This is a genomic window from Parvibaculum sp., from assembly GCF_046297875.1.
Lineage (GTDB): Bacteria > Pseudomonadota > Alphaproteobacteria > Parvibaculales > Parvibaculaceae > Parvibaculum.
Genome location: NZ_JBKBHD010000001.1, coordinates 1064876 through 1079828, shown reverse-complemented (window position 1 = coordinate 1079828; position 14953 = coordinate 1064876). Strand labels below are relative to the sequence as shown.

General features: G+C 63.7%; 15 protein-coding genes and 2 pseudogenes. 6 read left to right on the top strand and 11 right to left on the bottom strand.

Annotated features, from left to right (window positions below; genetic code table 11):
• Positions 1-91: 91 nt before the first annotated feature.
• Entirely contained in the window at positions 92-571 is a 480-nt protein-coding gene (locus ACK4FH_RS05370) for a CinA family protein (protein ID WP_409811627.1), read from the bottom strand.
• Positions 572-648: 77 nt separating this feature from the next.
• Between ACK4FH_RS05370 and dapF the strand changes: the two genes are divergently transcribed.
• The 4 genes and pseudogenes from dapF (at position 649) to ACK4FH_RS05350 (ending at position 4405) form a co-directional block, all read left to right on the top strand.
• Positions 649-1515: a diaminopimelate epimerase gene (gene dapF, locus ACK4FH_RS05365; protein ID WP_409811626.1), complete on the top strand. Its 867-nt coding sequence runs from the start codon at positions 649-651 to the stop codon at positions 1513-1515.
• Positions 1512-2771, top strand: a complete 1260-nt coding sequence (gene mtaB, locus ACK4FH_RS05360; RefSeq protein WP_409811625.1) for a tRNA (N(6)-L-threonylcarbamoyladenosine(37)-C(2))-methylthiotransferase MtaB — start codon at positions 1512-1514, stop codon at positions 2769-2771. Before dapF ends, mtaB begins: the two co-directional genes overlap by 4 nt.
• A 77-nt stretch (positions 2772-2848) precedes the next feature.
• Positions 2849-3718, top strand: a pseudogene (gene ftsY, locus ACK4FH_RS05355) (signal recognition particle-docking protein FtsY); the annotation flags it as partial.
• A 48-nt stretch (positions 3719-3766) separates the two neighbouring features.
• Positions 3767-4405, top strand: coding sequence for a septation protein A (locus tag ACK4FH_RS05350; RefSeq protein ID WP_409811624.1), 639 nt, complete (start codon positions 3767-3769; stop codon positions 4403-4405).
• Between the two features lie 9 nt (positions 4406-4414).
• Here ACK4FH_RS05350 and ACK4FH_RS05345 read toward each other — a convergent pair whose 3' ends face one another.
• The 3 genes and pseudogenes from ACK4FH_RS05345 to ACK4FH_RS05335 all read right to left on the bottom strand — a co-directional run bounded on the left by ACK4FH_RS05345 (position 4415) and on the right by ACK4FH_RS05335 (position 6761).
• Positions 4415-4945: an MFS transporter gene (locus ACK4FH_RS05345; RefSeq protein ID WP_409815166.1), complete on the bottom strand. Its 531-nt coding sequence runs from the start codon at positions 4943-4945 to the stop codon at positions 4415-4417.
• Positions 4946-5113: 168 nt separating this feature from the next.
• Positions 5114-6040, bottom strand: a pseudogene (locus ACK4FH_RS05340) (MFS transporter); the annotation flags it as partial.
• A gap of 100 nt (positions 6041-6140) precedes the next feature.
• Complete coding sequence (locus tag ACK4FH_RS05335) at positions 6141-6761, bottom strand: NUDIX domain-containing protein (protein WP_409811622.1); 621 nt, start codon at positions 6759-6761, stop codon at positions 6141-6143.
• Positions 6762-7138: 377 nt separating this feature from the next.
• On the opposite strand from ACK4FH_RS05335, the gene ACK4FH_RS05330 reads away from it, so the two are divergent.
• Positions 7139-7684, top strand: a complete 546-nt coding sequence (locus ACK4FH_RS05330) for a MarR family winged helix-turn-helix transcriptional regulator (protein ID WP_409811621.1) — start codon at positions 7139-7141, stop codon at positions 7682-7684.
• A 36-nt stretch (positions 7685-7720) separates the two neighbouring features.
• Here ACK4FH_RS05330 and ACK4FH_RS05325 read toward each other — a convergent pair whose 3' ends face one another.
• From ACK4FH_RS05325 to ACK4FH_RS05295, 7 genes are all read right to left on the bottom strand, one after another.
• Positions 7721-8272, bottom strand: coding sequence for a DsbE family thiol:disulfide interchange protein (locus ACK4FH_RS05325; protein ID WP_409811619.1), 552 nt, complete (start codon positions 8270-8272; stop codon positions 7721-7723).
• On the bottom strand, positions 8269-8478 hold the full coding sequence (ccmD, locus tag ACK4FH_RS05320; RefSeq protein WP_409811618.1) for a heme exporter protein CcmD: 210 nt from the start codon (positions 8476-8478) through the stop codon (positions 8269-8271). Before ccmD ends, ACK4FH_RS05325 begins: the two co-directional genes overlap by 4 nt.
• On the bottom strand, positions 8475-9227 hold the full coding sequence (locus ACK4FH_RS05315; RefSeq protein ID WP_409811616.1) for a heme ABC transporter permease: 753 nt from the start codon (positions 9225-9227) through the stop codon (positions 8475-8477). Before ACK4FH_RS05315 ends, ccmD begins: the two co-directional genes overlap by 4 nt.
• 107 nt (positions 9228-9334) lie before the next feature.
• Positions 9335-10012, bottom strand: coding sequence for a heme exporter protein CcmB (ccmB, locus tag ACK4FH_RS05310; RefSeq protein WP_409811615.1), 678 nt, complete (start codon positions 10010-10012; stop codon positions 9335-9337).
• Positions 10009-10638, bottom strand: coding sequence for a heme ABC exporter ATP-binding protein CcmA (gene ccmA / locus ACK4FH_RS05305; RefSeq protein WP_409811613.1), 630 nt, complete (start codon positions 10636-10638; stop codon positions 10009-10011). Before ccmA ends, ccmB begins: the two co-directional genes overlap by 4 nt.
• Positions 10625-11428 (bottom strand): crotonase/enoyl-CoA hydratase family protein, encoded by an 804-nt coding sequence (locus tag ACK4FH_RS05300; protein ID WP_409811611.1) that lies wholly within the window; start codon positions 11426-11428, stop codon positions 10625-10627. The genes ccmA and ACK4FH_RS05300 overlap by 14 nt, the downstream gene beginning before the upstream one ends.
• A 218-nt stretch (positions 11429-11646) precedes the next feature.
• Positions 11647-11889, bottom strand: coding sequence for a hypothetical protein (locus ACK4FH_RS05295; protein WP_409811609.1), 243 nt, complete (start codon positions 11887-11889; stop codon positions 11647-11649).
• Here ACK4FH_RS05295 and acnA point away from each other — a divergent pair.
• A complete protein-coding gene (acnA, locus tag ACK4FH_RS05290; RefSeq protein ID WP_409811608.1) occupies positions 11879-14905 on the top strand; it encodes an aconitate hydratase AcnA in 3027 nt (1008 codons plus the stop codon). The two genes, ACK4FH_RS05295 and acnA, sit on opposite strands and share 11 nt — an antisense overlap.
• The last annotated feature ends 48 nt before the right edge of the window (positions 14906-14953 follow it).

Below are 14953 nucleotides of genomic sequence, written 5' to 3'. Positions count from 1 at the left end.
CGGCGGAAGTTGACCCGGGCTCCATGCCTCGGGCGGGTCGGGGCGCAACAATGTCCCGAAAACTTGGGCGGAACCTAGGGGCTCGCCGCCCTCAAGTCAATGACTTGACGAGGAGCCGGAGCGCGGCCTCGCCAAAGGCATACATATTCGCGGCGCGGTCGGCGGAACCCGTGCTGACCGTGATCGAGGCGGGGACGGGCCCCGCAAGGCCGATAACGGCGGTTCCCGGCGGCGGGCCATAGGGCGAGCCGGAGGGGCCGGAGGCACCCATTTCGGCCAGCGCCCATGTGGAGCCGAGCTTCTGCCTGACCACTTCGGCCATCGCCGCCACATAGGGCTCGGTGAGCGGCTTCACATCCGGCGCTGGCGGGCCCTGAAGCGCATAAAGCGCCTTCGCCGCCCCCCGCGTATAGATGACGGTCGAGCCGAGATAGAAGGCCGAGGCACCGGGCTGCGCCACCAGCGCCGCCGAGACGAGCCCGCCCATCGAGCTTTCCGACAGGGCGACGGTCTCGCCCCGCTTTTTCAGGCGTTCCGCGGCTTCCGCCGCAAGCGGCAACAGGCGTTCCATCACACTTCCTTCCCAGAACCGGCCTCTTTCTCCCACTACTGGCACAAGCGGCCAAAAAGGGCCATATAGAGCCCATCATGACCCGCTCGGCACACCATTTCCGGAAGATGAACGGCCTCGGCAACGACTTCGTCGTGCTCGACCTGCGCCATGAGCCGCTGGCGCTGACCGATGCGGTGGCGCGCGCCATTGCAAGCCGGGAAACCGGCATCGGCTGCGACCAGCTCATCACCATCGAGGAGCCGCGGCATGGCGGCGATGCCTTCATGGGCATCCGCAACAATGATGGCGGCGTGGTGGAAGCCTGCGGCAATGCCGCGCGCTGCATCGGCCGGCTGATCCTCGAGGAAACGGGCAAGGAGAGCGTCGTCATCGAGACGCCGGCGGGCGACACGATCGCCACACGCGCCGAAGGCGGCGACATCACCGTCGATATGGGCGAGCCGCGCCTCCTCTGGAACGAGATCCCGCTTTCGGAAGAATTTCGCGACACGCGCGCGATCGAACTCGAAGTGGGCCCGCTCGGCAACCCGGTGATGCATTCGCCGGGCGTCGTCAATGTCGGCAATCCGCATGCGATCTTCTTCGTGGAGGATGTCGATGCGATCGACCTTGGCCGCATCGGACCGATGCTCGAACATCACCCGCTTTTCCCGGAGCGCGCCAACATCTCGGTCGCTCAGGTGTTCTCGCCGACGCATATCAAGCTGCGCACCTGGGAGCGCGGCGCGGGGCTGACGCGCGCCTGCGGTACCGCCGCTTGCGCCGCGACCGTCGCCGCCGTGCGCCGCCGCAAGACGGAGCGCAACATCACGGTGAGCCTGCCGGGCGGCGACCTCTCGATCGAATGGCGCGAGGCCGACAACCACATCTACATGACGGGCGATGCCGCCTTCGACTATGAAGGCACGCTCGACCCCGCGCTTCTGACGGGCAAGGCATGACGAAGGGGACCGAGATCGTCACCTTCGGCTGCCGCCTCAACACCTATGAGTCGGAAGTGATGCACGCCCTTGCCGAAGCGGCGGGGCTCGGCAATGCCATCGTCTTCAACACTTGCGCGGTGACGGCGGAAGCCGAACGCCAGGCGCGTCAGGCGATCCGCAAGGCACGCCGCGAGAACCCGGGATGCCGCATCATCGTGACGGGCTGCGCGGCGCAGGTGAACCCGGACATGTTCGCCGCAATGGACGAAGTCGATCTCGTGATCGGCAATGACGAGAAGATGAAGCGCGAAAGCTGGCAGCCGGCGCTCGCGCTCCACACGAATGAAAAAGTGCGCGTGAACGACATCATGTCGGTGCGCGAAACGGCGGGGCATCTGGTGCAGGGGCTTGAGGGCCGCGCTCGCGCCTTCGTTCAGGTGCAGAATGGCTGCGACCATCGCTGCACCTTCTGCATCATCCCTTATGGCCGCGGCCCGTCGCGCAGCGTCCCCGCGGGCGAAGTCGTCAATCAGGTACGCGCGCTTGCCGAAAACGGCTACCGTGAAGTGGTGCTGACCGGCGTCGACATGACGTCATACGGTGCGGACCTGCCGGGCCGCCCGAGCCTCGGCAATCTTGCGCGGCGTATATTGAAACTCGTGCCGGAGCTTGAGCGCCTCAGGCTCTCTTCCATCGACAGTATCGAGGCTGATGACGATCTGATGCGCCTCATCGCGGAAGAAGAACGGCTGATGCCGCATCTTCATCTCTCGCTGCAATCGGGCGACGACATGATCCTGAAGCGCATGAAGCGCCGGCATCTGCGCGCAGATTCGATCCGCTTCTGCGAGAAAGCCCGCCGCCTCCGCCCCGACATCGTGTTCGGCGCGGATTTCATCGCCGGTTTTCCGACCGAGACGGAAGAGATGTTCGAGAACACGCTGCGGCTTGTCGATGAATGCGGGCTGACATGGCTGCATGTTTTCCCCTTCTCGCCCCGCCCCGGCACGCCCGCCGCGAAAATGCCGCAAGTATCGCGTGAAGTCGGTAAGGAACGCGCCGAGCGCCTGCGCGCCAAGGGTGAGGCCGCGGTGCGCGCCCATCTCGACAGCGGACTGGGTGCGACAAAGCCGGTACTCATGGAGACGCCGATGCTTGGCCGCACGCATCAGTTCACGCCGGTGCGCGTGAAAGAGGCCGCGCGCGCAGGCGAGATCCTCGCGCTCCGCCTCGCGGCGCATGACGGCAAGAGCTACGAAGGACGGGCAGCGTGAGCGAGACGGACACGGAAACCGGCGAGAAGAAGAAATCCCTTTTCCAGCGGATGAAGGAAGGACTGACGCGCTCGACGAGGAGCCTGTCGGACGGCATCACCGGCATCTTCACAAAGAAGAAGCTCGATGCGGCAACGCTGGAAGAACTGGAAGAACTGCTGATCGCAGCCGATCTCGGCCTCGATGCCGCCGCCGCCGTGACGGAAGCCGTGGGCAAGGATCGCTACGACAAGGAAGTGAGCCCGGAGGAAATCCGCACCATCCTCGCAAGCGAGATCGCCAAGGTGCTGAAGCCCGTCGAACAGCCGTTGGCGATAGACGGGGCGAAAAGGCCCTTCGTCATCCTGATGGCGGGCGTGAACGGCGCGGGCAAGACGACGACCATCGGCAAGATCGGCGCGAAGCTGAAAGCGGAAGGCAAGAGCGTGATGCTGGCGGCAGGCGACACCTTCCGCGCCGCCGCCGTGGAACAGCTGAAGGTCTGGGGCGCGCGCATCGGCGCACCGGTCTGCTCGACCAAGGTCGGCGGCGATGCGGCGAGCCTTGCCTATGAGGCGCTGGCGCGCGCGAAGGAAGAAGGCACGGATGTGCTGATGATCGATACGGCGGGCCGCCTCCAGAACAAGGCAGACCTGATGGCCGAACTCGAAAAGGTGATCCGCGTGATGCGGAAGCTCGACCCGGAAGCGCCCCATGCGGCCATCCTCGTGCTCGACGCGACGACGGGACAGAATGCGGTCAGCCAGGTGGAAATCTTCGGCAAGATGGCGGGCATAACGGGCCTTGTGGTGACGAAGCTCGATGGCACGGCGCGGGGCGGCATCCTCGTCGCCATAGCGCGGAAATTCGGCCTGCCGGTTCACATGATCGGCGTCGGCGAGGGCATAGACGATCTGCAGACATTCAGCGCCGAAGCCTATGCCAGGGCAATCACCGGCGCGAACTGATCCGCCGGGCCGCGCGCAGCGTAAACAGGCGAAACCGGAAGGCATGACATGAGCGAAACACAAGCCGAAAAGACGCATGGCGGCATGTCGGCCTCGCAATGGGTCCGCATGGCGATCGAGCTTGGACCGCTCGCTGTCTTCTTCATCCTGAATTCGCAGGCCGATGCCTTTTTCGGCAATGAGGAAGCCAAGAACATATTCTATGCGACCGGGGGCTTCATGGTCGCAACGGTGATTTCGCTTTCCTATTCCTATGCGAAGTTCCGCAAGATCCCGACCATGCCGCTCGTCTCGGGCGTCTTCGTGATCGTGTTCGGTGCGCTCACCATCTATCTGCAGGACGAGCAGTTCATCAAGGTGAAGCCGACCATCGTGAACGCGCTTTTTGCAGGCGCGCTGCTCGGCGCCGCCGCCTTCGGCCGGCCGATCATGAAGCAGCTTTTCGACGGCGCTTTCGACCTCACCGACAAGGGCTGGATGGTGCTGACGGTACGCTGGGGCCTGTTCTTCATTTTCCTCGGTGTCATCAACGAAGTCGTCTGGCGGAATTTCTCGACCGATTTCTGGGTGAGCTTCAAGCTGTTCGGCGTGATGCCGCTCACCATGATCTTCGGCCTGGCGCAGATACCCGTCCTGACGAAATATGCCCCGCCGAAGCGGGACGAGGCCGCGCAAGCCGCCGACTGAGCGGGCACCTCAGCTTCCTTCCGGGTGCAACTCCCTGTCTTTCGTTTCCGGCACGAAGATCATGCCGATGACGAAGGTCATCGCGGCAATCGCGATCGGATACCAGAGCCCCGAATAGAGATTGCCCGTTGCCGCCACGATGGCGAAGGAGACAGTGGGCAGGAAGCCGCCGAACCAGCCATTGCCCAGATGATAGGGCAGTGACATCGAGGTGTAGCGGATGCGCGTCGGGAACAGCTCGACCAGCATCGCCGCAATCGGCCCATAGACCATCGTCGCATAAAGCACGAGGATGAAAAGGATCAGCACCACCATCGGGTAGTTGATCTCGTCCGGGTTGGCGAATGCCGGGTAGCCGGCCTCCGCGAGCGCCGCCGTCAGTTCGGCGTTGAATGCCGCCCGCCTTGAACCCTCCGCATCATTGCTCGCATCGAAGGAGACGATGATCGTTTGGCCGACCGCAATGCGCGTTTCCTCGCCCGGTGCGAGCCGCCGGTTGTCATAGGAAACACCGCGCTGCGCGAGTGCCGACTTCGCCACATCGCAAGGCGTCGTGAAGGCTGCGGTGCCGACCGGATTGAACTGGAAGGAACAGCTGGACGGATCGGCGATGACGGTGACGGGCGATTGCCTCTGCGCCGCCTCAAGCGCGGGATTTGCAAAATGCGTGAGCCCCGCGAAAAGCGGGAAATAGGTGAGCGCCGCCAGCAGGCAGCCCGCGAGAATGATCGGCTTGCGGCCGATCCGGTCCGACAGCATGCCGAAGACGACGAAGAAGGGCACGCCAAGCAGCAGCCCGAGGCCGATCAGGATATTCGCGATCTGCGCATCGACCTTCAGCACCTGCGTCAGGAAGAAGAGCGCATAGAACTGGCCCGTGTACCAGACGACGGCCTGCCCCGCGGTGAGGCCAATCAGCGCGATCAGCACGATCTTGAGATTGCCCCACTCGCCGAAGCTCTCCTTAAGCGGCGACTTCGAGAGCGTGCCTTCTTCCTTCATCTTCTGGAAGAGCGGCGACTCGTTGAGCTTGAGGCGTATCCAGACCGAAATACCGAGCAGGAAAATCGAGAGCAGGAAGGGGATGCGCCAGCCCCAGCTTTCAAAATCTTCTTTCGACATGGAAAGACGGCAGGCAAGGATCACGAGCAGCGACATGAAGAGGCCGAGCGTCGCGGTCGTCTGTATCCACGAGGTGTAGCTGCCGCGCTTTCCATGCGGCGCATGTTCGGCGACATAGATCGCCGCGCCGCCATATTCGCCGCCAATGGCAAGCCCCTGCGCGAGACGCAGCAGGATGAGAATGGCAGGCGCCGCAAATCCGATGGTTTCGTAATTGGGCAGCAGGCCGACGATGAAGGTCGCAAGGCCCATGATGAGGATGGTGACGAGAAATGTGTATTTCCGTCCCACGAGATCGCCGAGCCGCCCAAAGACGATGGCGCCGAACGGCCGCACCGCAAAACCGGCCGCAAAGGCGAGCAGCGCGAAAATGAAACCCGCCGTCGGATTGACGCCTGAAAAGAACTGGACGGAGATGATCGCCGCGAGCGAGCCGTAGAGATAGAAATCGTACCACTCGAAAACGGTGCCGAGCGAGGAGGCGAAGACGACTCGCCTCTCCTCTCGCGTCATGCGCTGCGACGCGGCCTGTGCCATGAATCACCCCCCGGTTTGACCGGGAGAGAAGATGCCGCGAACCGGAGCGTTTATCCAGAGGCGCTTATCTGCCGCCTCAGACGCCGGGCGCGGGACGTTTCGGGAACAGATTGTCCGTCTCGCCCTCCGGGTTTGTGAAGGGCGCGATGAAGGGCTTGTCCATGACCGAGCGGAACTGCGTCAGCGCCCAATAGACGCTGGGAAAGGCAAGCTCCTCCCAGGGAATCTCGTCCCATTCGAAAAGCGCCACTTCGAGGCTTTCCTCGCCCGCCGAAAAGGAAGGGAACTTCAGCTCGGCGCGATACATGATCTGCACCTGCGCGATGCGCGGAATATTGTAGATGGCGAGAAGGTCGCGCAGGACGATGTCGGCATTGGCCTCTTCCATCGCCTCGCGCCTTGCGCCTTCTTCGGTCGTCTCGCCCTGCTCCATGAAGCCCGCAGGCAACGTCCAGAAGCCGCGCCTGGGCTCGATGGCGCGGCGGCACAACATGAATTTTCCGTCATGTGTGACGACGGAACCGACCACGATCTTCGGATTTACATAGTGAATGAAGCCGCAGCGGTCGCAGATATCGCGCGGCAGGCTGTCTCCCGTTGGCACGCGCCGCGAAAAGGCGACATCGGCATCTGCGCCCGCCTCTTGCGGCTTCGGCTCTGCGGGCCCTCTGTTTTGCGTATCGGATTTGTCTGACATGATTACCGGACTTCTTGCCTTGACTTGTTGGTCCGCCCACGGAAGTAAGCGAATTGTACTTTTCGCCGCGTGAAAACGATAAGCGTCTGGAGAATATTTGAACTCGCACCGGTCTGATATGCCGAAACTCCGCGCACAGACCTGTTCCCCGAATATTATCCCTTTTCGCACGTTCACCCTTGCAAGAACCGGCCTTGCGGGTGCATATGATGATAATTCGGACATTGTGGCCCGGCCACATAAACGCCTCGAATTCGCGCTTGAATTGGCGCACGGATACGAACAGGAATTTCCCCCCCAATGGGAACGCTGTCCGGGAAGGACGCAACCCAGCTACGGTCCCGCCCGGGACCGGCACACGCCAGAGGACAGAACGAATGGCAGCCAGGAAACAGACCGGAAGTTTCGACCTTGAGAATTCGCTGAGCCATTTGCTACGCCGCGCACAACAATTCGCTTACGAGCAGTTTGTGCAGCAGATGGGCGCAAGCTCGCTCACACCGCGCCAGTTCATCGTGCTTTTCGCGGTGAACGAGGAAGAAGGTCTGAGCCAGACCGATCTCGTGAACCGCACGGGCATCGACCGCTCGACGCTCGCCGACATGATCAGCCGCATGATCAAGAACGGGCTCCTTGCCCGCAAGCGCACCGCCGAAGACGCGCGCGCGAACTCCGTGCGTCTTACCGCTGCCGGCCGCCGTGCGCTGAAAGGCGCGATGCCGAAGGCGCTGGCCGCCGAAAAGGCGCTGCTCGATGCGCTGCCGAAGACGATTCAGGGCGAACTGCTGAAGGCGCTCAGCCACCTCAATTCCGCGATTGAAAGCATGAAGGTCGAGGAAGAAGCGCCTGCGAAACCCGCAAAGCGCGCCGCGGCAAAGAAGCCTGCCGCAAAGAAGCCCGCCACGCGCCGCAAGAAGGCCTGACCATCGCTTTCGGGCGGTGCGGCGGGCGCTATCGCGTCAAAGCCGTGCCGCCCTGAGGGCCGGCAGGATTTCTTCCGCGATCGCTTCGGGCGTCAGTGGCCCGACATGCTTGAGGGCGATGCGCCCTTTCCCGTCCACGATATAGGTTTCCGGCACGCCATAGACGCCCCAGTCGATGGCGGCGCGCCCGGTCGCATCCTTGCCGATCCGCTCGAACGGATTGCCAAGCTCCGTGAGGAAGCGGCGCGCGGCCGCCGGATCGTCCTTGTAGTTGATGCCATAGAGCGGCACACCGGCCACGCGCTGCAGCTCGACGAGCAGCGGCATTTCCACCCGGCAGGGCACGCACCAAGACGCCCAGACATTGACGATGACGGGTCCGCCTTGCGCAAAATCCGCATCGGAAAGTCCCGGCTGGTCGAGCCCCTCGACCGGGCCAAGCTCGAACTCCGGCACATAGCGGCCGATCAGCGCGGATGGAACCTTCGACGGATCGCTGCCGCTGAAGATCGCGGCGTAGAAAACGCCGGCGACGATCAGAAACAGGAACACCGGCAACAGCGCCGCCAGCCGGAATCGCGAATTCACTTCTTCTCTCCCTGCTGTCTGGCATCGGCCGCGCGGCGCACACGTCCGCCCGCCGCCTTTTCAAGCTCTTCGGCGAGCGACGACTGCACCCGCCAATCGCGCAGGCTCTGCCAGGTGAGGCCGGCAATGACCAGTGCGGCAATGCCATAGCAGGACCAGACGTAGAAGGCGTAGCCGCCCATATGGAAGAATTCGGCCATGCTCATGCCTCGCCCGACGCGGCGCGCGCAAGCCGGAGCACGCGCACGCGGCGGCGCATGATCTCTGCCCGCATCCGCACAAGATGCAGCGCGACGAAAAGAAGCGTGAAGCCGACAGCCATGATCCCGAGCGGCAGCAGCATGGATGGTGCGATGGTCGGCCCGTCCATGCGGAAGACGGAAGCAGGCTGGTGCAGCGTGTTCCACCAGACCACGGAATAACGGATCACCGGAATGTTGATGGCACCGGCAAGCGCGAGCACGGCGGCGGCGCGCGCGGCGCGCAATGGATCCTCGATCGTCGCCCAGAGCGCCATGTAGCCGAGATACAGGAAAAGCAGGATGAGCACGGATGTCATCCGCGCATCCCACTCCCACCATGTGCCCCACATCGGCTTGCCCCAGAGCGAGCCGGTCACGAGCGCGAGGAAGGTGAAGGCGGCACCGATGGGCGCGGCCGACTTCGCCGCGACATCGGCAAGCGGGTGCCGGAAGATGAGCGCGATGGCCGAAGCAAAGGCCATGACGGCATAGCCGAACATGGCAAGCCAGGCCGACGGCACATGCACATACATGATGCGCACCGTCTCGCCCTGCTGGTAATCCGGCGGCGAATTGATGAGCGCGAACCAGAGACCCGCAGCGATGGTGAGAAGCGCCGCCACCCATAACGGTGTGAGCAGCCGGTCCGACAGCGCCATGAAGCGCGCCGGATTGGCATAGGCATGGAATCTCTGGGCAGCGGTCAGGCTCATGGGAAGCCATTTAGCGCGGGGGGGTCGCCAAGGGCAAGCCGGACCGGCAGGCATTTTGCCGCGCCGGATCAATCTCCCCGTCGCGGCCTCATTTCGGCGCAGACCGGTCAGCGCAAATTGGCGCGAAGCGCCGCCGCCGCGCCAATCGGGCCTATGGCGAAACTGGCAAGCGTCAGCGCGCCAAGCAGCAGCAGCGCCTGCATGCCGGCCTGTCCTTCGAATCCGCCCGCCGCCGCCTCGACCGCAGCGACACCGAAAATCAGCACCGGAATATAGAAGGGCAGCACAAGGAGCGAGGCGAGAAGCCCGCCGCGCCGCACACCGACTGTCAGCGCTGCGCCGACAGCGCCGATGAAACTGAGCGCGGGCGTGCCTACGAGCATGGCGACGACGAGGAGCGGCATGCTCTCGGGCGGCAAGTTCAGCAATAGGCCGAGAATCGGGGCTGCAACGACGAGCGGCAATCCGGTCACGACCCAATGCGCGAGCGACTTCGCAACTGCAACAAGTTCGAGCGGAAGCGGACCCATGGAGAGGAGGTCGAACGAACCATCCTCGACATCGGCCTGAAACATCCGGTCGAGCGTGAGAAGCGAGGCGAGCAGCAGTCCCACCCAGAGCATGCCGGGGGCGAGAAGTTCCAGCACCGGCCGGTCTGGCCCGACGCCGAGCGGCACGATGGCGACGACCGTGAGAAAGAAAAAGACCGCCATGCCGCCCCCGCCGCCGATCCCGGCGGCAAGGCGGATGTCGCGCGCGACAAGGGCAAGGAAGGCGCGCCTCATGCCGCCACCTCCCGCCCGAGCCGGAGTTCCCGCGCATCGGGAAGGCCGAGATCGAGATGGGTGGCGGCAATGATGATGCCGCCCTGCGCGAGATGCGCCGCCATGAAACCGCGCAGCCGCGAAACACTTGCCGCATCGAGCGCGACGCTCGGCTCATCGAGAAGCCAGAGCGGGCGCGGGGCGACGGCAAGACGAGCCAGCGCAAGACGCCGCTTCTGCCCCGCCGAGAGATAGGCGACAGGAAGATCGGCAAGCGCGGCAAGCGTCATCGCCTTTAGCGCCCTTTCCACGGCAGTATCATCGCCACCGCCGAGATAGGCTGCCCAGAAACGCAGCGTTTCGATCACGCTCATCGACGGCTTCAGTCCGTCGAGATGACCTGCATAATGCGCCTGCTCGGCAAGGCCGAGTTCGGGATTGCCGCCCGTCAGGGCGATTTCACCCTGCTCGATTTCGAGAAGTCCCGCAATTTGCCGCAACAGGCTCGACTTGCCCGCACCGTTCGGCCCCGTCAGCACCAGCGCTTCGCCCGCCCCGGCCTCGAAGGACAATCCCTCGAAGACGAGCCGCCCGCCCCGGATGCAGGCGAGATCGCGCGCGGTGAGACGAAGCTCAGATGTCGTCAAAGCTGCCGCCCCTGCCCTTGCCGGAGGCAAAACGCGCCGCGCCTTTCAGCGTTTCGCCCGACGCCAGCACCTTGCGGCCATGCTCGAACTCATTGGCAAGCGCGAGATCGTAGGGAAGATCCCACTGCTCATAGGCCGACATCCGGTCGTGGCGCAGACAAAGCTGCGGGAAACGGGAAATGTCGAGCGCGAGCTGCTCTGCCGCCTCGCGCGCCTTGCCCTTCGGCACGACGCGGTTGGCAAGCCCCATCTGAAGCGCCTCTTCCGCATTGACCGGACGGCCCGTGAGAATGAGATCCATCGCGCGGGCATGGCCGATAAGGCGCGGCAGGCGCACCGTGCCGCCATCGATCAGCGGCACGCCCCAGCGGCGGCAGAAAACGCCCATGATCGCGTCTTCTTCCACCACGCGCATGTCGCACCAGAGCGCAAGTTCGAGCCCGCCTGCCACAGCATGGCCCGAAATTGCGCCGATCACAGGCTTGTTGAGAATCATTCGCGATGGCCCCATCGGCCCGTCATCGGCAAGGCGATTGAAACTCGCACCGGTTGCGGGGGGCACGGAGCGATTGCCCTTGCCGGTGGAAACGGCCTTGAGGTCCGCGCCTGCGCAAAAGGTGCCACCCTCGCCGCAGAAGACGGCGGCAAGCGCCTCCTCATCCTGTTCGAAAGCGAGAAAGGCCGCTGCAAGCTCTTCGGCGGCTGCGCGGTCGACCGCGTTCTTCACATGCGGACGGTCCAGAATGACTGTTGTGACGGGGCCTTTTTTCTCGACGCGAACCGAAGTCATCGCTCACTCCTCGTTTCCTGCCCGATGCTGATTATCACGGCTTGCGCTGCAGGCGAAGCATGGTCAACGCGCGTGAAAGTCATTATAGTCCGCCGCGAAAAGCATCCAGGTTCCAGGCTCGATAGCGGCGGCGAAAAGGGCTCAGGCACATGCGGATTTCCTTCGCGTGTGCGGCACCGCCTCCGATCATCCCGCTCGCATCGCGTCCGGACCGCGCATCACCGAGGACGACAAGCGATGGCGAAAAAGGCGACGGCCAAATCCACCAGGGAAAAGGCGAAAAAGAAACCGGCGGCAAAGAAAGCCGCAGCGGTGAAGAAGACCGTGAAAAAGGCTGCAGCGAAAAAACCCGCTGCGAAAAAGGCCGCGCCGAAAAAAGCCGTGAAGAAGGCTGCACCGAGAAAGGCGGCGGCTAAAAAGTCTGCCGCCAAGAAGCCTGCCGCAAAAAAGGTGGTCGCCAAGGCGAAAGCCACCGCGAAGAAGGCCGTAAAGACCGCTCGCAAGGCCGCAAAGAAGTCGACCGGCGCGACGAAGAACGCCGCGCTGAAAACGAAGCGCGCCGCAAAGCGCGTCGTGAAGAGCGTGAAGAAAGCAGCGGCGCCGAAGAAGAAGGTCGCCGCGAAAAAGCCTGCGGCGAAGAAGCCTGCCGCGAAAAAGGCCGCGCCGAAGAAGGCCGCTGCCGCAAGGAAGCCGGCCGCGAAGAAGGCTGCCCCGGCGAAGAAAGCCGCACCGAAAAAACCCGTAGCCGCAAAGAAGCCTGCGGCAAGGAAGGCCGCGCCTGCGAAAAAGGCCGCGGCGAAGAAGCCCGGCAACAGCTTCGGCGCACGCAAGGTGCTGAAGGTCGGCAAGCGCAGCTACACGTATTTCAGCCTGCCCGACGCCGAGAAGAAGGGTCTCGACGGCATTTCGCGCCTGCCCTTCTCGCTGAAGGTGCTGCTTGAAAATCTGCTCCGCTTCGAAGATGGCCGCACCGTCACGAAAGAAGACATCGAGGCGGTGAAGACCTGGCTCAAGACCCGCACCTCCGACCGCGAGATCGCCTATCGCCCGGCCCGCGTTCTGATGCAGGACTTCACCGGCGTGCCCGCCGTGGTGGACCTCGCCGCCATGCGCGACGCCGTGAAGACGCTCGGCGCCGACCCGAAGAAGATCAACCCGCTGGTGCCCGTCGATCTCGTGATCGACCATTCGGTGATGGTCGACAAGTTCGGCACGCCGACCGCCTTCAAGGAAAACACGGAAATCGAATATCAGCGCAACCGCGAACGCTATGAGTTCCTGCGCTGGGGCTCCAAGGCCTTCAACAATTTCCGCGTCGTGCCGCCGGGAACCGGCATCTGCCACCAGGTGAACCTCGAATATCTCGCCCAGACCGTCTGGACGAAGACCGAAGGCAAGGAAGAGATCGCCTATCCCGACACCTGCGTCGGCACGGACAGCCACACCACCATGGTGAACGGCCTTGCCGTTCTCGGCTGGGGCGTGGGCGGCATCGAGGCGGAAGCGGCCATGCTCGGCCAGCCGGTCTCCATGCTCATCCCGGAAGTGATCGGCTTCAGACTGACCGGCAAGCTCAATGACGGCGTGACCGCCACCGACATGGTGCTCACCGTCACCGAGATGCTGCGCAAGAAGGGCGTGGTCGGCAAGTTCGTCGAGTATTACGGCTCGGGCCTCGATCACCTCACGCTCGAGGACCGCGCGACCATCGCCAACATGGCACCGGAATATGGCGCGACCTGCGGCTTCTTCCCGGTCGACAACGAGACGCTGAAATACCTCAAGGCGACGGGCCGCTCGGAAGAGCGCGTGGCCCTTGTCGAGGCCTATGCGAAGGCGCAGGGCATGTTCCGCGAAAAGGGCATGGCCGATCCAGTCTTCACCGACACGCTGGAACTCGATCTCGGTTCCGTCGTGCCGAGCCTTGCCGGTCCGAAGCGTCCGCAGGACCGCGTCTCGCTCACCGACGTCAAGGCGAACTACCTCAAGGCGCTGGAAGGCGAGTTCGGCAAGCCGGGTCAGGCGGCAACGCGCGTGCCGGTCGAAGGCAAGGACTTCGATCTCGGTCATGGCGATGTCGTGATCGCGGCGATCACCTCCTGCACCAACACCTCGAACCCGAACGTGCTGGTCGCGGCCGGCCTCGTTGCCCGCAAGGCCCGCAAGCTCGGCCTCAAGGTGAAGCCCTGGGTGAAGACCTCGCTCGCGCCCGGCTCGCAGGTTGTGACCGACTATCTCGAAAAGGCCGGCCTGCAGGACGATCTCGATGCGCTCGGCTTCGATCTCGTCGGCTATGGCTGCACCACCTGCATCGGCAATTCGGGTCCGCTGCCGACCGAAATCAGCCAGGCGATCAACAAGAACGATCTCGTGGCCTCGGCGGTGCTTTCAGGCAACCGCAATTTCGAAGGCCGTGTCTCGCCGGATGTGCGGGCGAACTATCTCGCCTCGCCGCCGCTCGTCGTCGCCTATGCGCTGGCGGGTTCGACGCAGATCGACCTGACGCGCGAGCCGCTCGGCACGGGCGCGAACGGCGAGCCGGTCTATCTGAAGGACATCTGGCCGACCACGCAGGAAGTGGCCGACACGGTGCGCGCCTGCGTCACGCCGGAAATGTTCCGCTCGCGCTACGCCAATGTGTTCGATGGCGACGATGCCTGGAAGGGCATCAAGGTTTCGGGCGGCCTCACCTATGGCTGGGACGGGGACTCCACCTATGTGCAGAACCCGCCCTACTTCGTCGATATGGGCCGTGTGCCCGCGCCGCTCAGCGATGTGAAGGATGCGCGCATCCTCGGTCTCTTCGCGGACTCGATCACGACCGACCACATCTCGCCCGCCGGCAACATCAAGGTGCAGAGCCCGGCCGGCTCCTACCTGAACTCCAAGCAGGTTGGCGCCCAGGACTTCAACTCCTATGGCGCACGGCGCGGCAACCACGAGGTGATGATGCGCGGCACCTTCGCCAATATCCGCATCAAGAACCAGATGCTCAAAGGCATCGAAGGCGGTCTGACCAAGCTGCAGCCGGAAGGCACGCAGATGCCGATCTACGACGCGGCGATGGAATACAAGCGTCGTGGCGTGCCGCTCGTCATCTTCGCGGGCAAGGAATATGGCACGGGCTCAAGCCGCGACTGGGCAGCGAAGGGCACCATGCTCCTCGGCGTGAAGGCCGTGGTGGCACAGAGCTTCGAGCGCATCCATCGTTCGAACCTGGTCGGCATGGGCATTGCCCCGCTGCAGTTCATCGGTGAGATGAGCTGGCAGTCGCTCGGCCTCGACGGCTCGGAAACCGTGAGCATCGAGGGCCTTGCCACTGTGAAGCCGCGCAGCAAGGTGAAGGCCGTGATCACCTTCGCCGACGGCATGAAACAGGCGATCGACCTTCTCTGCCGCATCGATACGCAGGACGAGGTCGAGTATTACGAGAATGGCGGCATCCTGCCCTATGTGCTGCGGAACCTCGCGGCATAAGGCTTAAAGCCTCACCAAACGAAAAGGGCGTCCCGCGGGACGCCCTTT